This is a genomic window from Pseudomonas sp. EL_65y_Pfl2_R96 (genome assembly GCF_963970905.1).
Classification (GTDB): Bacteria; Pseudomonadota; Gammaproteobacteria; order Pseudomonadales; family Pseudomonadaceae; genus Aquipseudomonas.
Map to the genome: position 1 here is coordinate 108,708 of NZ_CAXAQH010000016.1, position 25,264 is coordinate 133,971.

25 protein-coding genes are annotated in these 25,264 nt (G+C 60.4%); 14 read left to right on the forward strand and 11 right to left on the reverse strand.

Features of this window, described 5'->3' with window-relative positions:
• Positions 1 to 9 precede the first annotated feature (9 nt).
• The 4 genes from rlmH to AACY49_RS17490 form a co-directional block, all read right to left on the reverse strand.
• Positions 10 to 477, reverse strand: coding sequence for a 23S rRNA (pseudouridine(1915)-N(3))-methyltransferase RlmH (rlmH, locus tag AACY49_RS17475; RefSeq protein ID WP_003185785.1), 468 nt, complete (start codon positions 475 to 477; stop codon positions 10 to 12).
• A gap of 9 nt (positions 478 to 486) precedes the next feature.
• Positions 487 to 981 (reverse strand): ribosome silencing factor, encoded by a 495-nt coding sequence (gene rsfS / locus AACY49_RS17480; protein WP_320393199.1) that lies wholly within the window; start codon positions 979 to 981, stop codon positions 487 to 489.
• A 72-nt stretch (positions 982 to 1,053) separates the two neighbouring features.
• A complete protein-coding gene (gene nadD / locus AACY49_RS17485) occupies positions 1,054 to 1,743 on the reverse strand; it encodes a nicotinate-nucleotide adenylyltransferase (RefSeq protein WP_339525348.1) in 690 nt (229 codons plus the stop codon).
• Between the two features lies 1 nt (position 1,744).
• The gene (locus tag AACY49_RS17490; RefSeq protein WP_320393198.1) at positions 1,745 to 3,016 is read right to left on the reverse strand and encodes a glutamate-5-semialdehyde dehydrogenase; all 1,272 of its coding nucleotides are present in this window, start codon (positions 3,014 to 3,016) and stop codon (positions 1,745 to 1,747) included.
• 187 nt (positions 3,017 to 3,203) lie between these two features.
• On the opposite strand from AACY49_RS17490, the gene AACY49_RS17495 reads away from it, so the two are divergent.
• Positions 3,204 to 3,902 (forward strand): DNA-3-methyladenine glycosylase, encoded by a 699-nt coding sequence (locus AACY49_RS17495; RefSeq protein ID WP_339525350.1) that lies wholly within the window; start codon positions 3,204 to 3,206, stop codon positions 3,900 to 3,902.
• A gap of 191 nt (positions 3,903 to 4,093) precedes the next feature.
• Positions 4,094 to 5,410, forward strand: a complete 1,317-nt coding sequence (locus AACY49_RS17500; RefSeq protein ID WP_258698916.1) for a bifunctional DedA family/phosphatase PAP2 family protein — start codon at positions 4,094 to 4,096, stop codon at positions 5,408 to 5,410.
• A gap of 47 nt (positions 5,411 to 5,457) precedes the next feature.
• On the opposite strand, the gene AACY49_RS17505 is transcribed toward AACY49_RS17500, so the two are convergent.
• From AACY49_RS17505 to AACY49_RS17515, 3 genes are read right to left on the reverse strand one after another with little or no spacing between them, the layout of a single operon-like run.
• Positions 5,458 to 6,048, reverse strand: coding sequence for an LON peptidase substrate-binding domain-containing protein (locus tag AACY49_RS17505; RefSeq protein WP_339525352.1), 591 nt, complete (start codon positions 6,046 to 6,048; stop codon positions 5,458 to 5,460).
• A 10-nt stretch (positions 6,049 to 6,058) separates the two neighbouring features.
• Positions 6,059 to 6,775: an LrgB family protein gene (locus tag AACY49_RS17510; protein WP_258698914.1), complete on the reverse strand. Its 717-nt coding sequence runs from the start codon at positions 6,773 to 6,775 to the stop codon at positions 6,059 to 6,061.
• Positions 6,772 to 7,134, reverse strand: a complete 363-nt coding sequence (locus AACY49_RS17515; protein ID WP_258698913.1) for a CidA/LrgA family protein — start codon at positions 7,132 to 7,134, stop codon at positions 6,772 to 6,774. The genes AACY49_RS17510 and AACY49_RS17515 overlap by 4 nt, the downstream gene beginning before the upstream one ends.
• Before the next feature lie 179 nt (positions 7,135 to 7,313).
• On the opposite strand from AACY49_RS17515, the gene AACY49_RS17520 reads away from it, so the two are divergent.
• The 3 genes from AACY49_RS17520 (at position 7,314) to AACY49_RS17530 (ending at position 10,269) form a co-directional block, all read left to right on the forward strand.
• Complete coding sequence (locus AACY49_RS17520; RefSeq protein ID WP_258698912.1) at positions 7,314 to 7,769, forward strand: MaoC family dehydratase; 456 nt, start codon at positions 7,314 to 7,316, stop codon at positions 7,767 to 7,769.
• Between the two features lie 115 nt (positions 7,770 to 7,884).
• Complete coding sequence (locus AACY49_RS17525) at positions 7,885 to 9,600, forward strand: C13 family peptidase (protein WP_320393196.1); 1,716 nt, start codon at positions 7,885 to 7,887, stop codon at positions 9,598 to 9,600.
• 27 nt (positions 9,601 to 9,627) lie between these two features.
• Positions 9,628 to 10,269 (forward strand): oxidoreductase, encoded by a 642-nt coding sequence (locus AACY49_RS17530; RefSeq protein WP_339525358.1) that lies wholly within the window; start codon positions 9,628 to 9,630, stop codon positions 10,267 to 10,269.
• Positions 10,270 to 10,325: 56 nt separating this feature from the next.
• On the opposite strand, the gene AACY49_RS17535 is transcribed toward AACY49_RS17530, so the two are convergent.
• The 4 genes from AACY49_RS17535 to AACY49_RS17550 form a co-directional block, all read right to left on the reverse strand.
• Positions 10,326 to 10,610 (reverse strand): YceK/YidQ family lipoprotein, encoded by a 285-nt coding sequence (locus tag AACY49_RS17535; RefSeq protein WP_258698909.1) that lies wholly within the window; start codon positions 10,608 to 10,610, stop codon positions 10,326 to 10,328.
• The gene (gene ubiX / locus AACY49_RS17540; RefSeq protein ID WP_223485712.1) at positions 10,603 to 11,235 is read right to left on the reverse strand and encodes a flavin prenyltransferase UbiX; all 633 of its coding nucleotides are present in this window, start codon (positions 11,233 to 11,235) and stop codon (positions 10,603 to 10,605) included. The genes AACY49_RS17535 and ubiX overlap by 8 nt, the downstream gene beginning before the upstream one ends.
• Positions 11,232 to 12,581, reverse strand: a complete 1,350-nt coding sequence (mpl, locus tag AACY49_RS17545; protein WP_339525362.1) for a UDP-N-acetylmuramate:L-alanyl-gamma-D-glutamyl-meso-diaminopimelate ligase — start codon at positions 12,579 to 12,581, stop codon at positions 11,232 to 11,234. The genes ubiX and mpl overlap by 4 nt, the downstream gene beginning before the upstream one ends.
• A 187-nt stretch (positions 12,582 to 12,768) precedes the next feature.
• Positions 12,769 to 14,682 carry a sigma-54-dependent Fis family transcriptional regulator gene (locus AACY49_RS17550; RefSeq protein ID WP_339525364.1) on the reverse strand — a complete coding sequence of 638 codons (1,914 nt, stop codon included), beginning with the start codon at positions 14,680 to 14,682 and terminating at the stop codon, positions 12,769 to 12,771.
• 321 nt (positions 14,683 to 15,003) lie between these two features.
• Here AACY49_RS17550 and exaC point away from each other — a divergent pair, with 321 nt between their 5' ends.
• From exaC to AACY49_RS17595, 9 genes are all read left to right on the forward strand, one after another.
• On the forward strand, positions 15,004 to 16,524 hold the full coding sequence (exaC, locus tag AACY49_RS17555) for an acetaldehyde dehydrogenase ExaC (protein ID WP_258698906.1): 1,521 nt from the start codon (positions 15,004 to 15,006) through the stop codon (positions 16,522 to 16,524).
• A 264-nt stretch (positions 16,525 to 16,788) separates the two neighbouring features.
• Positions 16,789 to 18,159: an ethanolamine permease gene (gene eat / locus AACY49_RS17560; RefSeq protein ID WP_320393194.1), complete on the forward strand. Its 1,371-nt coding sequence runs from the start codon at positions 16,789 to 16,791 to the stop codon at positions 18,157 to 18,159.
• A gap of 204 nt (positions 18,160 to 18,363) precedes the next feature.
• Positions 18,364 to 19,758, forward strand: a complete 1,395-nt coding sequence (locus AACY49_RS17565) for an ethanolamine ammonia-lyase subunit EutB (RefSeq protein WP_339525366.1) — start codon at positions 18,364 to 18,366, stop codon at positions 19,756 to 19,758.
• A gap of 8 nt (positions 19,759 to 19,766) precedes the next feature.
• Positions 19,767 to 20,591 (forward strand): ethanolamine ammonia-lyase subunit EutC, encoded by an 825-nt coding sequence (gene eutC / locus AACY49_RS17570; RefSeq protein WP_339525368.1) that lies wholly within the window; start codon positions 19,767 to 19,769, stop codon positions 20,589 to 20,591.
• A gap of 113 nt (positions 20,592 to 20,704) precedes the next feature.
• Positions 20,705 to 21,166 carry a GNAT family N-acetyltransferase gene (locus AACY49_RS17575; protein WP_038981361.1) on the forward strand — a complete coding sequence of 154 codons (462 nt, stop codon included), beginning with the start codon at positions 20,705 to 20,707 and terminating at the stop codon, positions 21,164 to 21,166.
• 267 nt (positions 21,167 to 21,433) lie between these two features.
• Entirely contained in the window at positions 21,434 to 22,090 is a 657-nt protein-coding gene (locus AACY49_RS17580) for a DedA family protein (RefSeq protein ID WP_320393191.1), read from the forward strand.
• A 6-nt stretch (positions 22,091 to 22,096) separates the two neighbouring features.
• Complete coding sequence (locus AACY49_RS17585; protein WP_339525371.1) at positions 22,097 to 22,909, forward strand: M90 family metallopeptidase; 813 nt, start codon at positions 22,097 to 22,099, stop codon at positions 22,907 to 22,909.
• A 273-nt stretch (positions 22,910 to 23,182) separates the two neighbouring features.
• Entirely contained in the window at positions 23,183 to 23,710 is a 528-nt protein-coding gene (gene ppa / locus AACY49_RS17590) for an inorganic diphosphatase (protein ID WP_008052339.1), read from the forward strand.
• Positions 23,711 to 23,938: 228 nt separating this feature from the next.
• Positions 23,939 to 24,685, forward strand: coding sequence for a S24 family peptidase (locus tag AACY49_RS17595; RefSeq protein ID WP_258698899.1), 747 nt, complete (start codon positions 23,939 to 23,941; stop codon positions 24,683 to 24,685).
• The last annotated feature ends 579 nt before the right edge of the window (positions 24,686 to 25,264 follow it).

The following is a 25,264-nucleotide window of genomic DNA, read 5'->3' on the forward strand; positions in this document are numbered from 1 at the left end:
AGGGCAGAACTACTTGTGGTAAGGGTGGCCGGACAGCACTGTCCAGGCACGGTACAGCTGTTCGCCGATCAGAATCCGCACCAACGGGTGCGGCAACGTCAATGGCGACAACGACCAGCGTTGATCCGCCCGCGCACAGACTTCCGGTGCCAGCCCTTCGGGGCCGCCGACCATGAAGTTCACCGTGCGCGAGTCCAGCCGCCAGCGATCGAGTTCGACCGCCAGTTGCTCGGTGCTCCAGGGCTTGCCGTGGACTTCGAGGGTGACAATACGCTCGTTAGGCCCGACCTTGGCCAGCATGGCTTCGCCTTCCTGACGGATAAAGCGCGCCACGTCGGCGTTCTTGCCGCGGGTATTGAGCGGAATTTCCACCAGTTCCAGCGCCAGCTCGGACGGAAGACGCTTGGCATATTCATGCCAGCCTTCTTCCACCCACTTGGGCATGCGTGAACCGACGGCGATCAGTCGCAGTCGCACAGCGGCCCCTTATTGCTGGTCTTTGTTGAGCTTGATGAAATGCTCATGGGTGTTTTCCGGGCTGTGGTGCGCGGCGCTGCCGGCACGGCTCTGCTCGGCACCCTGCCACAACCGCTCCAGGTCATAGAACTGACGAGCGCTGGCCGTCATCATGTGTACGATGACATCGTCCATATCCAGCAACACCCAGTCGCTGTCACCCTTGCCTTCTTCACCCAACGGCTTGACGCCCAGAGCCTTGACCGCCTCGCGGACCTTATCCAGCATCGCGCCGATCTGGCGGTTGGAAGTACCGGTAGCGATGATCATGAAGTCAGTGATGCTCTGCTTTTCACGAACGTCGATCACCAGAATGTCCTGGGCCTTGACGTCTTCCAGGGCTGCTACGGCAACCTTGACCAGCTCTTCGCCACGCAGCTCCGGGCCGGTGTCAGCCGCGACCGGCAGCGGAGCGCTCTTGAACGTGCCCTTGCGCTTTACTTTGTTTACGTCTTTGTCAGTCATATAAAACTCGTTTTGCTCGTATGTTCGGGCGCTTCGATACACGCATTCACGTGCCTTGAAGCGCGCCCTTTTTCAGTTCGACGCACGGTAAAGTCCGTGCGCATCGATGTAGGCCAGGACCGCGTCGGGCACCAGGAAACGTACCGACTTACCGCTGGCCAGCAGTTGACGGATCTGGGTGGCGGATACCGCGAGCGGTGTCTGCCAGACGAATGCAATCTGTCCGCTCGACCCTTTGAGGGCCAGCGGGTCGCTCACCGAGCGCGCCGCCAGCAGGTTGCGCAAGGCATCCGGCGGTTCGCTGTCGGCATCCGGGCGTTGCAGCACCAGGATGTGGCAATGCTGGAGCAACTCTTCCCAGCGGTGCCAAGTGGGCAGGCCGCAAAATGCGTCCCAGCCCAAAAGTAGAAAAACCTGGTCTGAAGCGGCAAGTTCGGCGCGCATCAGTTCCAGGGTATCGATGGTGTAGGACGGTTTGTCCCGCTGCAATTCGCGGGCGTCCACCACCAACGGTGGCACACCGGCCACCGCGCACTTGACCATCGCCAGACGGTCCTTCGCCGACACCTGCGGCGTGCCGCGATGAGGCGGCCTGGCACTGGGTGTCAGACGCAACTCATCGAGCGCCAGCGATTCGGCGACTTCCAGCGCACCGCGCAGATGGCCGATGTGCACCGGGTCGAAGGTCCCGCCCAGTACGCCAATGCGTCGAGGCCGGGGCTCGCTGGCGGTCACGTGGGCTGACGGGTCGAGGTCGCCCAAGTCAGACCGACTCCTGGCCGCGCAACTGACCGTCACCGACCACGATGTACTTCTCGCAGGTCAGCCCTTCGAGGCCCACCGGGCCGCGGGCATGCAGCTTATCAGTAGAAATGCCAATCTCGGCACCCAATCCGTATTCAAAACCATCGGCGAAGCACGTCGGGGTGTTGATCATCACCGAAGACGAATCGACTTCAGCCACGAAACGCCGGCTGTCGGCCAGGTTTTCGCTGACGATCGAGTCGGTGTGATGGGAGCCGTACTTGTTAATGTGCTCGATGGCCTGATCCAGCCCGTCGACCACGCGGATCGAGAGAATCGGCGCCAGGTATTCGGTGGTCCAGTCTTCCTCGGTGGCCGCAACGGCCTCGATGATTGCCCGGGTGCGCTCGCAACCGCGCAGTTCGACGCCTTTCTCGCGGAACTGTGCCGCCATCGAGGGCAGGAAATCTTTGGCAACGGCTTGATCCACCAGCAGCGTTTCCATCGCGCCGCAGATGCCATAACGATAAGTCTTGGCGTTGAACGCGATGCGCCGGGCTTTCGGCAGATCAGCGTGGGCACTGACGTAGACGTGGCAAATGCCGTCCAGGTGCTTGATGACGGGCACGCGGGCGTCGCGGCTGACCCGCTCGATCAGGCCACGGCCGCCACGAGGCACGATGACGTCGACGTATTCCGGCATGGTGATCAGCGCGCCGACGGCGGCACGGTCGGTGGTTTCAACCACTTGCACCACGGCGGCCGGCAGACCTGCCTCGGCCAGGCCACGCTGAATGCAGGCGGCGATGGCACGGTTGGAATGAATCGCCTCGGAACCGCCACGCAGGATGGTCGCATTGCCGGACTTCAGGCACAGGCTGGCGGCATCGATGGTCACGTTCGGCCGCGACTCGTAGATGATTCCGATCACGCCCAACGGCACGCGCATCTTGCCGACCTGAATGCCCGACGGCCGATAACTCATGTCACGGATCGCGCCGACCGGGTCCGGCAGTGCCGCGACCTGACGCAAACCGACGATCATGCCGTCGATGCGCGCCGGGGTCAGCGCCAGCCGTTCCAGCAGAGCCGGCTCAAGACCATTGGCGCGACCGGCGGTCAAATCCAGCTCATTGGCTGCGCTCAGCTCGGCGCGCGCAGCGTCCAGCGCACTGGCAGCCGCCTGCAATGCGCGGTTTTTCTGCGCGGTGCTGGCACGGCCGATCACACGGGAAGCTTCGCGGGCGGCGCGACCCAAACGGGTCATGTAGTCAAGAACGGACTCAGTCATGGTCTACTGTGGTCTTGGTAAAGAGGAAAGCGGCAGATTATAGCTGTCGCGTCTCGGGACTAACAGCGGTGACGGGCGGATGGTCGAAATGGAAGGCAATTTGCCGACGTTCAGCCGTGATTAAGCTTGATTAAGCTGCATATTGTTATCATCACGACTCAATCAGCCCTGACAAACGCTGTTCATCATGACCAACCTGACTGTTCGTGCGTCCGATACGCGCCCACCCAAAGCGCTACCGGATGCGTTTTTCGACCGCGACGCCCAAACGCTGGCCCGGGATTTACTGGGCAAGATCATCCGTCACCGGGTCGGCGACCTGTGGCTCGGTGCCCGGATCATCGAGACCGAAGCCTATTACTGCGAAGAAAAAGGCAGTCACGCCTCCCTCGGCTACACAGAAAAGCGTAAGGCTTTGTTTCTGGATGGTGGCCACATCTATATGTATTACGCCCGTGGCGGCGATTCCCTGAACTTCAGCGCCAAAGGCCCTGGCAATGCGGTGCTGATCAAGTCCGCCTATCCGTGGGTCGATGAACTGAGCGGGCCGGCAAGCCTGGCGCAGATGCTGCTGAACAACCCCGACGCTCAGGGCCGCCCTCGCCCCTCGCAAAAGCTGTGTGCCGGGCAGACCCTACTGTGCAAGGCGCTGGGACTGAAGGTGCCGGTCTGGGACGCCAAGCGCTTCGATCATGAAGTGTTGCTGGTGGAAGACCGGGGGCCGGCGCCCGGCCACATCATCCAGACCACACGACTGGGCATTCCCCATGGGCGCGACGAACACCTGATGTACCGTTTCGTCGACGCGGCTTATGCGCCGTATTGCACACGCAACCCGTTGCGCCGGGGGCAAATCGAAGGTCGCGATTATTTTTTGTTGTCCTGATACCGGCTGAATCTTGATGCAAAGGAGATCCCTTGTGGGAGCGGGCTTGCCCGCGATAGGGCCATACCGGTCGACATCAATGTTGACTGTCCAGGCACCATCGCGGGCAAGCCCGCTCCCACAGGACTTTTGACATTGTTTAAATTATGTTCGCCCACCAAGGGCCAATTGAATCAGATGGAGTTGTTTTTATGGGCCCATGGCTCGATAGCGTGACCGGTTGGTTAACGGTCAATCCGCAGTGGCTGGCCGCGGCAGTGTTCATAGTGGCTTGTATGGAATGCCTGGCGATTGCCGGGCTGATCGTACCCGGCACGGTGTTGCTGTTTGCCGTGACGGTGCTGGCCGGCAGCGGCGCATTGTCATTGGGTGAAACACTGCTGCTGGGTTTCCTCGGTGGTGTGCTGGGCGACATCGTTTCCTACTTTTTGGGACGACATTTCCACCAGAACATCCGGCGCCTGCCGGGGTTGCGCCATCATCCGGAATGGATCGCCGGGGCCGAGGCGTATTTTCAGCGCTATGGCATCGCCAGCCTGTTGGTCGGCCGCTTTATCGGCCCGTTGCGGCCCATGCTGCCCATGGTCGCCGGGATGTTCGACATGCCGTTCCCACGATTCGCCGTCGTCAGCCTGCTGGCCGCCGCAGGCTGGAGCGTTGCCTATCTGCTGCCCGGCTGGGCCACGGGCGCGGCCATTCGTTTGCCGTTGCCGGAAGGTTTCTGGCCCGAGGCCGGGGTCGTCGCGGGCAGTATTGCGGTGATGGTGGGGCTGAGCATCAACAGCAGCCTGCGCCGCCATCGCAAGGCCACGGTGCTGATTGCCAGCCTGAGCCTGGTGATTCTGGCCGGGCTGTTCATCGGCTATCCGCACCTGACCGCCCTCGACCAAGGGTTGATGACTCTGGTGCAGGAACACCGCAGCCCGATGCTCGATGAAGTGGCTGTGGTGTTCACGCTGATCGGCGAATTCCGCAACATGTTTATGATCAGCGCCCTGCTGACAGCCTTGCTGTTGCTGACGCGGCAATGGCGGCACGCGATCTTCGCGGGTGGCACCCTGCTGTTCACCGCGCTGGGCAACACCGCGACCAAGCACTTTTTCGCCCGCATGCGCCCGGAAGTGCTGAGTGATCCACTGACCAGCTACAGCATGCCCAGCGGCCATGCCTCGGGCTCCTTCGCGCTGTTTCTGACGCTCGCGGTGCTGGCTGGCCGCGGACAACCGCCGCGAATGCGCCTGACCTGGTTATTGGTGGGCTGCTTGCCGGCACTGGCGATTGCCTTGTCGCGGGTATATCTGGGCGCGCACTGGCCGACCGATGTGTTGGCCGGTGCAATGCTGGCGGCGTGTATCTGTGCGGCCAGCCTGTGGCTGAGTCAGCGCCAGGCGCCACTCAACGCCATGCCACCCAAGGTCTGGTGGCTGGTGTTGCCGTCGTTGGTGGCGCTGTTCGGATTCTTTGTGTTGAGGCATTTGCCGCATGCTTTGTTGCGGTATGCGTACTGAAAGATCAAAAGATCGCACCTGTAGCAGCTGCGATCTTTTGACGGATGTCAGGCGAACAACTCACCCTGCAACTCATCGAGCAACGCCTGAATCGCATCCAGCCGTTGCTGCGGATCATCGAGTTGCAGCAGGTTGATCTTGTCCATCTCGGAAAACGGCAACAGGTACGCCAACTGATTGGCCAGCGACTGTTGCCCCGTCGCTTCGGTGCCCATGCTCAGCGCTTCGACCATCGGGTGTTCCGCCAAGGCCTTGAGCAGCGCAACCAGATCGGCGTCTTCGTCCAGTAGCGGTTGCTCAGGCTCATCCTTGAGCCACTCGACTTCGGCGACGATCAACTGGTCGCGCTGCACCTCGGCGCGCACAACGTGAAAGCGCCGCCCGCCCTTCACCCGAATGCCCAGCAGGCCGTTGTCCTGCTGGTGAAAGTCGGTGATCAGCGCCTCGCACCCCACCCGTGCGTAGCCTTCAGGGGCGATGCCGACTTCTTCGCCCTCGAGAATGCACACCACGCCGAAGCCACCGCCCTGTTTCATGCAGCGACCGATCATGTCCAGGTAGCGCGCCTCGAAGATCTGCAAGTCGAGGATGCAGTCCGGAAACAGCACCGTGTTCAGCGGAAAAAGCGGCAGACTCATAGACATTTCCTTACACCACCATCGACACCGCCAACGGCAGGAACACCGCCGTGGCCACGCCCATCAGACTCATCGCCAGCGCTGCGAAGGCGCCGCACTCTTCACTTTCCTGCAAGGCCACCGAAGTGCCGACCGCGTGGGCGGTCATGCCCAGGGCCATGCCGCGGGCCTCCGGGCTGTGGACACCGAGACGGGTCAAAAGACTCGGCCCGAAGATCGCCCCGATCACCCCGGTAATCAACACGAACACCGCCGCCAGCGCCGCGACGCCACCGATCTGCTCTGCCACCAGCATGGCAATCGGCGAGGTGACCGACTTGGGGGCCATGGTCATCAGGATCATGTGTTCAGCGCCGAACCACCAGCCCAGCAATACCCCCATGCCCGTGGCGACCACGCCACCTATCACCAGCGTAGTAAATATCGGCCAGAACAACTGCCGGATCCGCCGCAGGTTGAGGTACAGCGGTACCGCCAGCGCAACGGTGGCCGGCCCGAGCAAGATGCTCAGGATCTCGGTGCTCTTGCGGTACTCGGCATAGCTCAGGCCGCAACTGACCAGTACACCGATGACCAGCAACATGGAAACCAATACCGGCTGCAGAAAAACCCAGCGGGTTTTCTCGAACGCCGCCAGTACCAATTGATACGCACCCAGCGTAATGCCGATACCAAACAGCGGATGATGGATCACCGACGCCCAGGCGCCGTGCCAATCGAACATCATTGGCCGCCCTCGTCATGAGCATGACGCTTGACCATGCGCTGCATCAGCACCCCGGCGAAAGCCATCGACAGCACCAGCGACAACACCAGAGCACCGGTGATCGCCCAGAAATCCGCGGCAATGTCGGTGGCGTAAACCATCACGCCCACGGCCGGCGGCACCAGCAGCAACGGCAGGTAACGCAGCAGACTGCTGGCCGCCAGGTTCAGCGGCTCGCCGACTTGGCCACGGCTGATCAGATACCCCAGCAACAACAGCAGGCCAATGATCGGCCCCGGCAGCACTGGTAATATCAGATGGTTGAGGGCAGTGCCGAGCAATTGAAACAGCACCAGCCAAGTCAGGCCACGTAACAACATCCATCATCTCCCGCAAAAGGCGCCAGGCATTATAAGCACGTCAACGCTATGAATCGGCATTCGCCAAAAGCATGGTCAGTTGACCGGAGCCATTTGCCATGTTGATCTAAAGTGGTTCGCAGGGAGGTCGAATCCCCCCACTCGAAAACTATAAAACCGATGACCCAAGGAGAGTCTCAATGCCCTATGTTCCAGTTGCAGAGCTCAAAGATTATGTCGGCAAGGAACTCGGACGTTCCGAATGGCTCACCATCGACCAGGAACGCATCAACCTGTTCGCAGAAGCCACAGGTGACTATCAGTTCATCCATGTCGACCCGGTCAAAGCCGCGCAAACACCCTTTGGCAGCACCATCGCCCACGGTTTCCTGTCGTTGTCGCTGATCCCCAAGTTGATGGAAGACATCCTCATCCTGCCCCAAGGCGCGAAGATGGTGGTCAACTACGGTCTGGACAGCGTGCGTTTTATCCAGCCTGTGAAGGTCAATTCCAGGGTTCGACTCAAGGTCGACATGAACGACGTCACCGAGAAGAAACCCGGCCAATGGCTGCTCAAGGCCACCGCCACGCTTGAAATCGAAGGGTCGGACAAACCGGCGTATATCGCCGAGCCACTGTCCCTCTGTTTCGTCTGACACATGCCTGATTGCGAAACAGCTCATGCTGTTTCGCGCTGTGTCTCTGCCGTGTCTCTATAAATGCGACACATAGCTGCGGCATACTCCGTCGCCTAACTGCCCGGATCCCGCTATGCGCTCACTTGCACTCCTTGCTCTGACCCTGTTGCTCACCGCTTGCGGCGATGGCGAATCGCTGTTGCCCCCCGACGCCCGCCTGCCGGACGGCGGACGCTATCGCGGTGACCTGGTCAACGGCTTGCTGCAAGGCGAGGGTCGCATCGATTACCCGAACGGCAGCTGGTACGCCGGCCAGTTCGACAAAGGCCAATGGCATGGTCAGGGCGAATGGCACGGTAGCAACGGCGAGGTCTATCGCGGGCAATTCCAGCAGGGGCTGTTCGACGGCAAGGGCACGCTGACCACCACCGGCAGCAGCTACACCGGCGGTTTCAAGGCCGGTCGACGGGACGGTGAAGGCACCCTCAAAGAAAACGCCATGACCTACCGTGGCGAATTCAAGGCCGATCAATATTCAGGGCTCGGTCGTCTGGAACTCGAAGACGGCAGCCAGTACCAGGGTCAGTTCGCCCATGGCAAACCCAACGGCGAAGGCCAGCGCGGCGATGCCAGCGGCAATCAGTTCACCGGGCATTTCGTCGATGGTCAGCTGGAAGGCAACGGCACCTTCAACAGCGCCGATGGCGATATCTATGTCGGCGGCTTCAAGAACAATCAACTGCACGGCAAGGGCCGCTACGAGAACGCCGATGGCGATGTCTGGCTCGGTCAGTTCAAGGAAGGGGTGCTGAGCGGCAAGGGCGAGTTGATCGGCGCCGACGGCAGTCACTACATCGGTCAGTTCAGCGACTGGCGCTTCACTGGCCAGGGCCGCTTGAACCTGGCCGATGGCAGTTTCTATGTCGGCCAGTTCGACGGCGACAATTATCAGGGCAAAGGCACGTTGGTGCTCACCGATGGCACGGTGCTGAGCGGCACCTGGATCAATAGTCAGCGTGTGCGCGACGCCGACGGCAAGCTGCTGCCGGACACCCTCGAACTCGGTTTGCTGGCTCAGGGCCGTTTGCTCGACGATGCACTGGCCAGCGTACCGGCCTCGACCCCGGCGGTCGAGCTGTACACCTTGACCCTGGGCGGTGACGGCAAGCAGAGCGTGTTCCTGCGCGAATCGGACTACGTCGCCAACATGCTCGCCAGCCGTTTCGGCGCCTTCGGCCAGATCCGCCTGGTCAACCATCGCGACCACCTTGGCGACCGGCCGATGGCCACCCGGGAAAACCTGCGCCGCGCCGCCCAGACCCTGGCCGAGCGCAGCGGCCCGGAAGACTTGCTGTTCATTTACCTCACCAGCCATGGCTCCAGTGAACACGAACTGGTGCTCGACCAGCCACGCATGGAACTGGCCGACCTGCCGGCCGACGAGCTCGCCGCCGTCCTCGCCCCCCTGAAAAAACGCGACAAAATTATCGTGATTTCATCTTGCTATTCCGGCGGCTTCATTCCCGCGCTCAAGGATGAACGCACCCTGATCATGACCGCCTCGCGCGCTGACCGGGTGTCCTTCGGGTGTTCGGAAGAAGCCAATTTCACTTATTTCGGCGACGCGCTGTTTGCCCAGGCGCTGAACCAGACCGACGATCTGGAGCAAGCCTTCAAACGGGCCAGTGCCACCGTGGCCGAACGTGAGCTGGCCGACAACTTCGAAGCCTCCGAGCCGCAGATATGGGCGCCGAAAGCCGTTCTCGCCCACTGGCAATTGTTACGCAAGCAGCAGGCACGAAAGGCACTGCAAAGTGTCTCTATCAGCAAGGATGAAAAGAGCAACTAAGCTGAATAGTATCAAGGGGGAATGACTATGTACTTGACGCCTCAGCATGTATTGCTTGCCGGAGCTACCGGGTTGACCGGTGAACATTTGCTTGACCGTCTGCTCAATGAGCCAACGATTATGCGGGTATTGGCTCCCTCACGCCGGCCACTGGCCGAGCATCCTCACTTGGAAAACCCGGTCGGCGACCCGGCTGCGTTTTTGCCGCAATTGAACGGTCGCGTCGACATTGCCTATTGCTGCCTCGGCACCACCATCAAACAGGCCGGCTCCGAACAAGCGTTTCGCGCGGTGGACCTGGACATGGTCGTGGCGTTCGCCAAACGTGCGCGGGAGATGGGCGCAAGGCACCTGATCGTGATCAGTGCCTTGGGGGCCGATCGCAGATCCTCGATTTTCTACAACCGGGTTAAAGGCGAGATGGAACACGCATTGCGCGCACAGAATTGGCCGCAGCTGACCATTTGCCGGCCTTCGCTGTTGTTGGGCGATCGCGTCGAGCCGCGATTAGGCGAGCGGGTTGCCGGCCCGTTGTCGAAATTGATTCCGGGCAAATACCACGGCATCGAAGCCTGCCAACTGGCCCGCGCCATGTGGCGCCTGGCGCTGGAGGAGCAAGATGGTGTGCGGATTGTCGAGTCGGATGAGTTGCGCAAGCTCGGTAAATAACGCGCCGACTTGTGGCGAGGGAGCTTGCTCCCTCGCCACAAGAGCCGCGCTCGTTCTTACAATCCACCCGACGCCTGAAAATTCACTCCCAACACCGTCAACAACGACAGCGGCAACAGCAACGTGTCGAGCAAGGCACTGGCCGGCAGATCAACACCTGGATAACTCGGCGCTTCTGCGCCAAATCTGTCCATGGCGCAGCAACCGCCGTTCATCGCATACAGATCCAGTCGCGTCCCCGAATACACAACCGGCGCCCCAGGCTTGGCGGCATCGAGGGTGCGTGCCGTGGCGCAGCCCGCCAGTTGCAACGCCAACAGGATGATCAGCAGCTTATTCATCGCTGCTCAAATGGTGTTCGCCCCAACGCGGCAGCATGTCTTGCGGGATGTTCAAACAGTTGAGAATTCGCGCCACGACGAAGTCGATCAAGTCATCGATGGTCTGGGGCTGGTGATAGAAGCCCGGCGACGCCGGCAGAATCGTCACGCCCATGTTCGACAGCTTGAGCATGTGCTCCAGATGAATGCTCGAATACGGTGCCTCGCGCGGCACCAGAATCAGCTGGCGACGCTCCTTCAAGGTCACGTCGGCCGCCCGCTCGATCAAGTTGTTGCAGGCCCCGGTCGCGATAGCCGACAAGGTCCCGGTGGAACACGGCACCACCACCATCGCCGCTGGCGAGCCAGAACCCGAAGCCACCGGCGACATCCAGTCTTCCTTGCCGTACACCCGAATCTGCCCGGCGGCGGCGCCGGTGTATTCAGTGAGGAAGGCTTGCATCATCTGCGGTTTGGACGGCAGCGAGACATCGGTTTCAGTGGCCATTACCAGTTGCGCGGCCTTGGAAATCAGGAAGTGCACTTCGCGGTCTTCACGCACCAGGCAGTCGAGCAGGCGCAAGCCGTACTGGGCGCCCGAAGCGCCGGTCATCGCCAGCGTGATGCGTTCCGGGCCGTTGTTCATTGCAGCGCCTCGGCCAGTTTGCCGTGCAGGCCGCCGAAGCCGCCGTTGCTCATGATCACCACGTGAGTGCCCGGCTGGGCCTGGCTCTTCACCCGCTCGATGATGCCTTCCAGCGAATCGCTGACGATCGACGGCACGGTGCATAACGCCGCCGTGGCGCCCAGATCCCAGCCGAGGTTGGCCGGTGAATACCAGATCACCTGATCGGCATCGACCACGCTCTCCGGCAAGCCATCGCGGTGAGCGCCGAGCTTCATGGAGTTGGAGCGTGGCTCGATGATCGCGATCAACGGCGCGTCGCCAATGCGTTTGCGCAGACCGTCGAGGGTGGTGGCGATGGCGGTCGGGTGGTGAGCGAAGTCGTCGTAAATGGTGATGCCACGCACTTCAGCGACTTTCTCCATCCGGCGCTTCACGCTTTTGAACGCGCTCAGCGCCGCAACGCCCATCGACGGCACTACGCCGACGTGACGCGCAGCGGCCAAGGTAGCCAAGGCGTTGGCGACGTTGTGCTGACCGGTCATGTCCCACTCGACCACGCCTTGAGCGGCGCCTTCGAACATCACTTCGAATTTCGAGCCGTCTTCACTGAGCAGTTTGACTTGCCACTGACCGCCGGCGCCGGTGGTCTGTACCGGGGTCCAGCAGCCCATTTCGATGACGCGCAGCAAGGCCGGCTCAGTGGTCGGATGGATCACCAGGCCTTCGCTCGGGATGGTCCGCACCAAATGGTGGAACTGCCGCTCGATGGCCGGCAGATCGGGGAAGATGTCGGCGTGATCGAACTCCAGATTGTTCAGAATCGCCGTACGCGGACGGTAGTGAACGAACTTGGAGCGCTTGTCGAAGAACGCGCTGTCGTATTCGTCGGCTTCGATCACGAAAAACGGCGTGCCGCCCAGACGCGCCGACACCGAGAAATTCTGCGGCACGCCGCCGATCAGGAAACCCGGGCTCATGCCGGCGTGCTCCAGGACCCAGGCGAGCATGCTGCTGGTGGTGGTTTTGCCGTGAGTGCCGGCAACCGCCAGCACCCAGCGGCCTTGCAATACGTGATCCGCCAGCCATTGCGGACCGGAGACGTACGGCAGGCCTTTGTTCAGCACGTATTCGACGGCCGGGTTGCCGCGGGACATGGCATTGCCGATCACCACCAGGTCCGGGGCCGGATCGAGCTGCGCCGGGTCGTAACCTTGAGTCAACTCAATGCCCTGAGCTTGCAGCTGAGTGCTCATCGGCGGATAGACGTTGGCATCGGAGCCGGTCACGTGATGGCCCAGCTCTTTGGCCAGAACCGCCATCGAACCCATGAAAGTGCCGCAAATACCAAGAATATGAATGTGCATAGTCGACCTCGTAAAACATGGCCGCAGGTTAGCTTAGGGAGGGGAAAATCGCACTCTTTAGCTGTAACCACGCTCGTTCCCACGCTCTGCGTGGGAATGCAGCAAGGGACGCTCTGCGTCCCAAAAGCGGACGCAGAGCGTCCGGGGAGGCATTCCCACGCAGAGCGTGGGAACGATCAGTCACAACCTAGCGGGCGATACCGTGTTTGCGCAGCTTTCTGTAAAGCGTATTGCGACTGACGCCCAACTGCTCGGCGGTGTGGGTCATGTGCCAGCGCTGCTGCTCCAGCGCGCTGAGCAATGCCAACCGCTCGGCATCGTCCAGCGGATACTCGGACGGTTCTTCAACCGCCGACGCCGTCACCGGTCGGGCCTGACGAATCATCGCCGGCAAATCTTCCAGCCCGATCCGACCGCCGTCACACAGCGCTGCCAAGGTCCGCAGCACATTGCGCAACTGCCGCACGTTCCCCGGCCAGGCAAAATCCAGCAAGGCCTGCCGCGCCGGGGCATCAATCAACACGCTCTCCCCGCCCGCCTCTTCGGCCAGCAAAAAGTCGAGCAACTGTGATTTGTCCGTGCGCTCGCGCAACGCCGGCAAGGCAACCTCCAACCCATTGAGCCGGTAATATAAATCCTCGCGGAAACTGCCGTCCTGCACCCTTTCAAGCAGGTTGCGGTGAGTGGCGCTGATGATCCGCACATTGACCGACTCCGGCTCGCCGCCGATCGGCACCACCTGACGGTCTTCCAGCACCCTTAATAGCCGGGTCTGCATGGTCAGCGGCATGTCACCGATTTCATCGAGGAACAAGGTCCCGCCATCAGCCTGCTGCAACTTGCCGCGCATGCCTTCCTTGCGGGCACCGGTGAAACTGCCGCCGCGATAGCCGAACAGCTCACTTTCGATCAGGCTTTCGGGAATCGCCGCGCAATTGAGGGCAACGAACGTCTTTTCTGCCCGTTGACTGGCCTGATGCACGGCTTTGGCGAAGGCTTCCTTGCCAGAACCGGTTTCACCGTTGATCAGCAACGGCACGTCCCGTTCGAACACCCGCAGGGCCTTGCGGAAGTCTTCCTGCAGCGCGGCATCGCCCAGGCAAATACCCGACAAGCGCGGACGCTCGACAACCATCGGGCTTTGCACCACAGGCATAGGAATGCTGCGCGGCTGCCCGCGCAACACGGCAAACAGCCGCCGCCCGTCACGGGTGCGCAACGGCCAACTGGCGCTGGCATTGGCGCTCGCCCGGCCAAGCAACTCATCCAGCGAGCAATCGAAAAACGCTTCCACCGGCTTGCCCAACAGCCCGCCGCGAATATGCCCCAGCAAATTCAGCGCACTCTGGTTGACCGCACAGATCCGCCCTTCCCCGTCGAACGCCAGCAGCCCTTCGCTGAACAGCCCGACGGATTCGGCCTGCAAGTGAAAACGCAGCAACCATTGATTGTCGAAGTAACGCAGGAAATAGCAGCTCTCGATCATCTTCGCCGACAGATTGACCAGGGCCATGGTGTGGAATTGGCTCTGACGCGAAACCTCATGACGCGCCGAAGACACGTCAAGCACCGCCAGCAGCTCGCCGTGGGGGTCGAACACCGGGCTCGCCGAGCAGGTCAGGCCGGTGTGACGGCCGCGAAAATGTTCGTCCTGATGGATGGTCAGGGACTGACGCTCCACCAGGCAGGTGCCGATGCCGTTGGTGCCTTCGCAGGCTTCGCTCCAGTCCGCCCCCAACCACAGGCCGGCGCGCTCGAAAATCTTCCGTTCGGCGGGCGCGGTGACGCAATTGAGGATCACCCCGCGGGCATCGGTCAGCAGCACCGCGTGGCCGGCGCCGGAAAGCTGCTGGTGGAGGCTGGTCATTTCGTTGCCGGCGATCTGTAGCACTTGCTGCAAGCGTTCGCGGCTTTCCAGCACGCGGCCATGCTCCAGCACCGTCGGCGCCATGGTCAGGGCCGGGTCGAGGTGATAGTCCTCAAGACAACGCAGCCAGGAACGGGCAATGGACGGATCGCTGCCGGGACCGTGCAGGTGGGATTTACCCTGGGTCACGGTCAACACTTGCTGGGCATGGCGACTCAAATGGTTGTCGTGCATTTCTTATTATTCTCCCGAGCGGTTTACACCGCCCCCATCAAATCCCTGTGACTTAGTCATGCGAGCTCCGAGCATCCTCCAGCCTAGCCTCCAATGCAATGCTGGCAAGACCCGCCAGTCACAGCCTGCGCCATAAACGGTACAAAGTGTCACAGGGGCTGTACCGCAAGCGTCACAAACGCCGCCCATCTGTCCGACAAAAAGCGCGCAACACCTTGATTTACCTGACCTGCAAGGCGCTGGCCCGACCTTTGCTCTACGCTTATGCAGCGCTCTGGCGCGTCCTCCCTTATAAGCACAAAAGCCAAGGAGATACCCATCATGCGTTACGCTCACCCCGGTACTGAAGGCGCTATCGTTTCGTTCAAGAGCAAATACGGTAACTACATCGGCGGCGAGTTCGTCGCGCCTGTCAAAGGTCAGTACTTCACCAATACATCGCCGGTCAACGGCCAACCTATTGCCGAATTCCCGCGCTCCACGGCCGAAGACATCGAAAAGGCCCTGGACGCTGCCCATGCCGCCGCCGACGCCTGGGGCGCCACGTCCGCCCAGGCACGCTCGCTGGTGCTGCTGAAAATCGCCGATCGCATCGAACAGAACCTGGAACTGCTGGCAATCACCGAATCCTGGGACAACGGCAAGGCCGTGCGCGAAACCCTCAATGCCGACATTCCATTGGCCGCCGACCACTTCCGTTACTTCGCCGGTTGCATCCGCGCCCAGGAAGGCAGCGCCGCCGAGATCGATGGCAACACCGTGGCCTATCACATCCATGAACCGCTGGGCGTGGTCGGGCAGATCATCCCGTGGAACTTCCCGATTCTGATGGCCGCCTGGAAACTCGCCCCGGCCCTGGCCGCCGGTAACTGCGTGGTCCTTAAACCGGCCGAGCAAACCCCGCTGGGCATTACCGTGCTCATGGAGCTGATCGGCGACCTGCTGCCACCCGGCGTGCTCAACGTGGTGCAAGGGTTCGGCAAAGAAGCCGGGGAAGCCCTGGCCACCAGCAAGCGCATCGCCAAGATCGCCTTCACCGGCTCGACCCCGGTCGGCTCGCACATCATGAAATGCGCCGCCGAAAACATCATTCCGTCCACCGTGGAACTGGGTGGCAAGTCGCCGAACATCTTCTTCGAAGACATCATGCAAGCCGAGCCGACGTTCATCGAGAAAGCCGCCGAAGGCCTGGTGCTGGCGTTCTTCAACCAGGGCGAAGTCTGCACCTGCCCGTCCCGCGCTCTGGTACAGGAGTCGATCTACGACGAGTTCATGAAAGTCGTCATGAACAAAGTCCTGCAGATCAAGCGTGGCGACCCGCTGGACACCGACACCATGGTCGGCGCCCAGGCGTCCGAGCAGCAATTCGACAAAATCCTTTCGTACCTGGAGATCGCCAAGGGCGAAGGCGCCGAGCTGCTGACCGGTGGCAAGGTAGAAAAACTCGAGGGCAGCCTGGCGACCGGGTATTACATCCAGCCGACCCTGCTCAAGGGCACCAACAAAATGCGCGTGTTCCAGGAAGAAATCTTTGGCCCGGTGGTGAGCATCACCACCTTCAAGGACGAAGCCGAAGCCCTGGCCATCGCCAACGACACCGAGTTCGGCCTGGGGGCCGGCCTCTGGACCCGCGACATCAACCGCGCCTACCGCATGGGCCGTGCCATCAAGGCTGGTCGGGTGTGGACCAACTGCTACCACCTGTACCCGGCGCACGCCGCGTTCGGCGGTTACAAAAAGTCTGGCGTCGGTCGTGAAACCCACAAAATGATGCTCGATCACTATCAGCAGACCAAAAACCTGCTGGTGAGCTACGACATCAATCCGTTGGGCTTCTTCTAAAAACCGGGGCGATACAGGTAGTTATGTATCGCCCTTCAAACAGCTATCGCGAGCAGGCTCGCTCCCACATTGGATTTGGGTCAGCCCCAAAAAGTGGATTTGCCACCTAACCCTGTGGGAGCGAGCCTGCTCGCGAAGACGTCCTCCATGACACATCAATCATCGCCCTGCTGCTCTGGCACGGGCTTTGCGTGCCCGCATTACACGAAAACGCCATACCCGAAAGTCCAACAGATCAAACAATAAAAAAGACAGAGAGGACTTATGACTTCTACTACACAGCTCAAACCCACACTCGGCACCCTGCATCTATGGGGCATTGCCGTCGGCCTGGTGATTTCCGGCGAATATTTCGGCTGGAGTTACGGCTGGGGCACCGCCGGCACCCTGGGTTTCCTCGTCACCGCCCTGATGGTGGCGACGATGTACACCTGCTTCATCTTCAGTTTCACCGAATTGACCACCGCTATTCCCCATGCTGGCGGGCCCTTTGCCTACAGCCGCCGGGCCTTCGGTGAAAAAGGCGGACTGATCGCCGGCATTGCCACCCTGATCGAATTCGTCTTTGCGCCACCGGCAATTGCCATGGCCATCGGCGCCTACCTCAACGTGCAATACCCGGAACTGGACCCGAAGATCGCCGCTGTTGGCGCCTATTTCGTGTTCATGGGCCTGAATATCCTCGGCGTCAGCATCGCGGCCACCTTCGAATTGGTGGTCACCGTGCTCGCCGTCGCCGAATTGCTGGTGTTCATGGGCGTGGTCGCACCGGGCTTCAGCTTCAGCAATTTCGTGCTCAATGGCTGGTCGGGATCCAACGAATTCACCATGGCCTCAATCCCCGGCATCTTTGCGGCGATACCTTTCGCGATCTGGTTTTTCCTCGCCATTGAAGGCGCAGCCATGGCCGCCGAAGAAGCCAAGGACCCGAAACGCACGATTCCCAAGGCTTATGTCAGCGGTATTCTGACCCTGGTGTTCCTCGCTATCGGCGTCATGGTGATGGCGGGCGGTGTCGGCGACTGGCGCCAACTGTCGAACATCAACGACCCGCTGCCTCAAGCGATGAAAGCCGTGGTCGGCAACAATTCGAGCTGGATGCACATGCTGGTCTGGATCGGCCTGTTCGGCCTGGTGGCGAGCTTCCACGGGATCATTCTTGGCTACTCGCGACAGTTCTTCGCCCTGGCTCGCGCCGGTTATCTGCCCAAAGGGCTGGCCAAACTCTCGCGCTTCCAGACGCCGCACCGGGCGATTCTGGCGGGCGGCGTGATCGGCATCGCGGCGATCTACAGCGACGGTCTGGTCAACCTGCAGGGCATGACGCTGACGGCTGCGATGATCACCATGTCGGTATTCGGTGCCATCGTGATGTACATCATCAGTATGCTGAGCCTGTTCAAATTGCGTAAAACCGAGCCGAACCTGGAACGCACCTTCCGCGCGCCGGGCTACCCGATCGTACCGGGGATCGCGCTGTTTCTGGCGGTGGTGTGCCTGGTGGCGATGGCGTGGTTCAACACCTTGATCGGGTGTGTGTTCCTTGGGTTCATGGTGGCCGGTTACCTGTATTTCCAACTGACCGCCAAGCAGCGTTCCGACGCGCCGGCGGATGCGATGCTCGAAGGCGTCTGAGTTGCACCGGCGCCGGGCTGATTCCCGGCGCCTGCCATATTGAAGTGCAGTGCAGTTCCCTATGTGGGAGCGAGCCTGCTCGCGATTTGCGGTCTGACATCCAAAACATGTGTCGAATGACACACTGCAATCGCGAGCAGGCTCGCTCCCACAGGGTTCGGCGGTGCATTCGGGTTATTTATTGAATCAGGAGGACACCGTCCCATGGCCGTATTTGCCCATACCGTCGGCGCCCAGACCTATCGCTTCGACAGCCTCAAGGACGTCATGGCCAAAGCCAGCCCGGCGCGCTCCGGGGACTTTCTGGCCGGTGTTGCCGCCCTCAATGATGGCGAGCGGGTGGCCGCGCAGATGGCCCTGGCTGATATCCCGCTGACTCATTTCCTGCAGGAAGTGCTGATTCCTTATGAGGCCGATGAAGTTACCCGGCTGATCATCGACACTCACGACAAACAGGCTTTCGCGGTTGTCAGCCACCTCACCGTCGGTGGTTTCCGCGACTGGCTGCTCAGCGAGGCCGCCGACGAACAGAGCCTGCGCACCCTCGCCCCGGGCCTGACCCCGGAAATGGTCGCCGCCGTGTCAAAGATCATGCGCGTGCAGGACCTGGTGCTGGTGGCGCAGAAAATCCGTGTGGTCACGAGATTCCGCGGCACCCTGGGCCTGCGCGGCCGGCTCTCGACACGCCTGCAACCCAACCACCCCACCGACGAACCGGCCGGTATCGCCGCGAGCATTCTCGACGGCCTGCTGTACGGTAACGGTGACGCGATGATCGGCATCAACCCGGCCACCGACAGCATCGCGTCGATCTGCGCCATGCTGGAAATGCTCGATGCGATCATCCAGCGCTACGAAATTCCTACGCAGGCCTGCGTGCTGACCCACGTCACTACGTCCATCGAGGCGATAAATCGAGGTGTTCCGCTGGACCTGGTGTTCCAGTCGATTGCCGGCACCGAAGCGGCGAATGCCAGTTTCGGTATCAACCTCAACGTCTTGCAGGAAGGCTATGACGCGGGCTTGAGCCTGAACCGCGGCACGCTGGGCCAGAACTTGATGTATTTCGAGACCGGTCAGGGCAGCGCCTTGTCGGCCAACGCCCACCACGGCGTCGATCAACAGACTTGCGAAACCCGCGCCTACGCCGTGGCGCGTCATTTCAAGCCGTTTCTGGTAAACACCGTCGTAGGCTTCATCGGCCCGGAATACCTCTATAACGGCAAACAGATCATCCGCGCCGGTCTCGAAGATCACTTCTGCGGCAAGCTTCTGGGCGTGCCCATGGGTTGCGACATTTGTTACACCAATCACGCCGAAGCCGATCAGGACGACATGGACACCCTGCTGACCTTGCTGGGTGTGGCCGGGATCAACTTCATCATGGGCATCCCCGGCTCCGACGACATCATGCTCAACTACCAGACCACCTCGTTCCACGACGCCCTCTACGCCCGGCAAACCCTGGGCCTGAAACCGGCGCCGGAGTTTGAACAGTGGCTGGCGAACATGGGCATCTTCACCCAGGCAGACGGCAAAATTCACTTCGGCAACAGCCTGCCAGCGGCCTTCCGCCAGGCATTGGCGCAACTGGGATGAGTGTTGATATGGATAAACCACCCGTCGATCCGCAAAACCCATTGCTGGAACTGCGTCGCCTGACGCCGGCACGTATTGCCCTCGGTCGTACAGGCACCAGCATGCCGACCAGCGCGCAGCTGGACTTCCAGTACGCCCATGCACAGGCCCGGGATGCGGTGCATCTGCCGTTCGACCACCCGGGGCTCAGTTCGCAACTGGCCGAACGTGGACGTGAGAGCTTGCTGCTGCACAGCGCCGCCACGGACCGGAACAGTTATTTGCAGCGCCCCGATTTGGGGCGCAAGTTGAGTGATGAGTCGGCGCAGACCCTGCGCGATTACGCGCAAGCCCATCCTGGCGGCGTAGATCTGGCTGTCGTGGTGGCCGATGGTCTCTCGGCGCTGGCCGTTCATCGCCACACTTTGCCGTTTCTGGCACGCATGGAAGAACAGACAGCCGCTGAGGGCTGGTCCCTGTCACCGGTGATTCTGGTGGAACAGGGCCGGGTTGCGGTGGCCGACGAGATTGGCGAGCTGTTGGGTGCGAAAATGGTGGTCATACTGATCGGCGAACGCCCAGGATTAAGTTCGCCAGACAGCCTGGGGTTGTATTTCACCTATAATCCCAAGGTCGGACTGACGGACGCCTATCGCAACTGCATCTCCAATGTCCGGCTTGAAGGCTTGAGTTACGGCATGGCGGCACACCGTTTGCTGTATCTGATGCGCGAAGCCTGTCGGCGGCAGTTATCGGGGGTCAGTCTGAAGGACGAAGCCCAGGTTCAGACGCTGGAGTCGGACACCGGGGCGGACATGAAGGGTAATTTCCTACTCCGCCCGTCGGATGCCTGAACCGTTTCCGCATTGCGTTTCTATTCAGGTTTCAGGCAGGATCGATGCACGGCCGCCAAGGGTTTCCCATCGCCGTCACCATGTAAGACAGCCACTTGAAGACGAGACCTACCATGCGGATTATTCAAGCGACCCTCGAACACCTGGACCTGCTGACCCCGTTGTTCGTCAAATATCGCGAGTTTTATGGCTCCCTGCCGTATCCGGACTCGTCCCGGGCATTCCTCGAGAAACGCCTGCGGCGCAAGGAGTCGGTGATCTACCTGGCCCTGGCCGATGACGACAACAACAAACTGATGGGTTTCTGTCAGTTGTACCCGAGCTTTTCGTCTCTTTCGCTTAAACGCGTGTGGATCCTCAACGACATCTACGTCGCCGAAGACGCCCGCCGCCAGTTGGTGGCCGACAACCTGATCCGCACCGCGAAAAAAATGGCCAAGGAAACCAATGCCGTGCGCATGCGCGTTTCCACCAGCAGCAATAACGATGTGGCGCAGAAAACCTACGAATCCATCGGGTTCAAGGAAGACACCGAGTTCAAGAACTACGTGTTGCCGATCAGTGACGGGATTTAAGATCCCAAAAAGATCGCAGCCTTCGGCAGCTCCTACATTGACCGGGGCGACCTCGACCCTGTAGGAGCTGCCGAAGGCTGCGATCTTGTCCCGCAAACTCCGCAACCCATCGACATCCCTCGCTACAAACTCGACGCGTTTTTCACTTTTCACCCCGTATAATGCCAATTCTTTCCGGCTCGTAAGAAAAATCACACTTAGCTGTAGTCTTACGCGAAGCCATCCGCACAGGCCTGCTGAGTCGGGCCATCACCACAGGTGCTTTCCATGGATTTCAACCCAATCGACGTTATCCTGCATCTCGATGTTTACCTCGAGATGCTGGTGAGCAACTACGGAGCATGGATTTACGCCATCCTGTTTCTGGTGATTTTCTGCGAAACCGGTTTGGTGGTGATGCCGTTCCTGCCGGGTGATTCCCTGCTGTTCATCGCGGGCGCCGTAGCGGCCGGTGGCGGCATGGACCCGGTGCTGCTGGGCGGCCTGCTGATGCTGGCGGCGATCCTCGGCGACAGCACCAACTACGTGATCGGCCGCACCGTCGGCGAACGGCTGTTCAGCAACCCGAACTCGAAAATCTTCCGCCGCGACTACCTGCAACAAACCCACGATTTCTACGACAGGCACGGCGGCAAAACCGTGACCCTGGCGCGCTTCATGCCAATCATCCGTACCTTCGCCCCATTCGTCGCCGGCGTGGGCAAAATGCCTTACCCGCGTTTCTTTGCCTTCAGCGTTTTAGGCACCATCCTCTGGGTGGGTGGCCTGGTGACCCTCGGTTACTTCTTCGGCAACGTACCGTTCATCAAGAAAAACCTGTCGCTGCTGGTGGTCGGTATCATCCTGGTGTCGCTGCTACCGATGATCATCGGCGTGATCCGCAGCCGCCTCGCTAATGCCGCATCCAAAGCCGAACCCCGCTGACTCACGATGTGGTCCCTTAGCGCCTGGCGACGCCGGCGCACCCTGGCCAGGCATCCGATTGCCGACGACATGTGGCAACGGGTGCGCCATCACCTGAGTTTTCTCGATGGCCTCAGCCCTGCGCAAGACCAGTGGCTGCGTGAAGCCAGCGTACTGTTCCTGCAGGACAAACACCTGACCGCCCTGCCCGGCGTCGAGCTCCATCAAGAGCAGCGCCTGCTGCTCGCCGCCCAGGCCCAATTGCCGCTCATGCATTTGGGCGACCTGAACTGGTATCAGGGCTTTCACGAAATCATCCTCTACCCCGACGACTTCCTCAGCCCACAGCGCCATCGCGACGCCAGTGGCGTCGAACATGAATGGGACGGCGAACACAGCGGTGAAGCCTGGCAGCAAGGCCCGATCATCCTCGCCTGGCCCGGCGTGATGGCTAGCGGGGGCTGGGAAGGCTACAACCTGGTGATCCACGAACTGGCGCACAAACTCGACATGCTCAACGGCGACGCCAATGGCCTGCCACCGCTGCACGCCGACATGCGCGTCAGTGACTGGGCCAGGGTCATGCAAGAAGCCTATGACGACCTCGACCGGCAACTGGAGCGCAACCCGGACGCTGAAACCGCCATCGACCCGTACGCGGCGGAAAACCCCGCCGAGTTCTTCGCGGTCACCAGCGAATACTTCTTCAGCGCCCCGGATTTGCTGCATGAGGCTTATCCACAGGTGTATGAGCAGTTAAGGCTGTTTTACCGACAGGATCCACTGGCGCGTCTGCGGCAACTTCTGGCCGAGAACCCGGTCTATCAGGCTCACGACTAGTGCCCAGCCTCACAGATACGTTGCTCTTTTGACGAGTGGCCGTTGTGGTCAGGCAAGGCGCCGCGACGAGTCATAGCTGGCTATGGCGAGGAGCGGCAACGCAGCATGGCCACAACGGACGCCGTCAAAAAGCGACAGTATCTGTGAGGCTGGGCACCTGGGTCTACACGACCTCTGGTACATAGCAACGGTGGCAGAATATGCCTATAATCGCCGCCACTTTTTGGTCAATCCGGCCAAGTGTTTTTGGTCAACTAACGGGGGCACCGCCCAATGAGCTACAGCAAGATTCCGGCTGGCAAAGACCTGCCGAACGACATCTACGTCGCGATCGAGATCCCGGCCAACCACGCGCCGATCAAATACGAAATCGACAAAGACAGCGATTGCCTGTTCGTTGACCGTTTCATGGCCACCCCAATGTTCTACCCGGCCAACTACGGTTATATCCCGAACACCCTGGCTGACGACGGTGACCCCCTCGACGTGCTGGTCGTGACCCCTTACCCGGTTGCTCCAGGTTCGGTGATCCGCGCACGTCCAGTCGGCATCCTGAACATGACCGACGACGGCGGCGGCGATGCCAAAGTCATCGCAGTCCCACACGACAAGCTGTCCCAGCTGTACGTCGACGTGAAGGAATACACCGACCTGCCACCTCTGCTGATCCAGCAGATCGAGCACTTCTTCGCGAACTACAAAGATCTCGAAAAAGGCAAATGGGTGAAGATCGAAGGCTGGGCCGGTGCAGACGCCGCCCGCGACGCGATCACCAAGTCGGTTGCTGCCTACAAAGGCTGAGAAGCAGCGATAAGCTTCTAGCTGCAAGCGTCAAGAAGAACCCCGGTTGATCCGGGGTTTTTTGTGGGCGCTTGGCTCACCACTAAACGGAACGTTTAACACTTCCTGGATTTGGTTTTTCTTGTTTAATTTCCACTAAAAGCGTCTTACATCAAGTCTTAAATTTCCCTCTAAATTTGAACGGGTCGTTTATTCAAACCCCCAACCCACGCCAGTAAACTCGTGTTTATGAAAAAGAACACTAGCGGCCCCCGGTTTAAAGCGCTCCTCGAAGCAGCGAACATCAGGACAACAGGATTTGCCGCTTTCTTCGACACGGAAGCGCAAAATATCCATAACTGGTACACCCGTGGTGTGCCCGCCTACCGCATGGAAGAGGTCGCCCGACTACTGTCTGTAAACAGCGAATGGCTCAAAACCGGCGAAGGCCCGAAAGAGTCCACGCGCCTGCGCGTGCTCGACGAGTCCGGCAACACCTTCGACGCCCAAGCCATCCGCGGTGTCTACACGGTCATCGAACCCATCGACGTCGAACTGCCGTTCTATAAAGAAACAGCCACCGCCCCGGGCTCCAACAAAACCCATGTCGTCAAAGACCCTGGCCAATCCATCCGCCTGCCCCGCAGCCACCTCGACTTCCTGGAAATCAATCACGCCGACGCTATTTGTACCTACATGATCGGCAACAGCATGGCCGAGAAGATTGAAGACGGCTCCACCCTCGCCATTGATCGCGGGCTTACGCAGATTGTCGATGGGGAGATTTATGCGATCGAGCATGACGGAATGTTACGGATCAAATACCTGCATCGGATGCCGGGGAATGCGCTGCGATTGCGCAGTTACAACAGGGCCGAGTATCCGGATGAGATCTTCAGTGCCGAGCAGATTGATAAGCAGAACATCAGGGTATTGGGGTGGGTGTTCTGGTGGTCCACGCTGAACAAACGCAGACCGTCCGTACCGTTCCTGTAAATACGCAACCCCGCGATCCAATGTGGCGAGGGGGCTTGCCCCCGTTCGACTGCGCAGCAGTCGTAAAACCTGAACATGCGGTGCTTCTGGATAACCCACTTCAGGGACGCTCCGCGCCCCAACGGGGGCAAGCCCCCTCGCCACAGAGTCCGCGCAGCCACACAAAATCATCCCCGCAAAGCTCTATCCCGCACGCCAAGCTGGGCATTCCCCCAAAAAATCAGTATGCTGCGCCCCACATTTGCGCATCGCCCCTTCTTAAGGCTCAGATCGCACCGACAAGGCAGATGACTTTCTCGCCAAGTCCCACAGCCGAACGCAAGATTCGGGTGTACGTTTTGAAGGCTGGCGCGGTTTACCAAAAATGAACCAAGCCAGTCCCCGAGAAGCCGGCCACAAGCCGGCTTTTTAATTGTCCGAAATAATCCTATTCCATCTGAGAATCTACCTGCAGTGGTCAACTAATTCCGGACACCTCGATAGGAGGTTTAGACGCCATTGCCCGTTCGTAAACGGTCGGTGGCAGATATCCCAGTTTCGAGTGCAGCCGCTCGTTGTTGTAAAACCCAACGATGTATT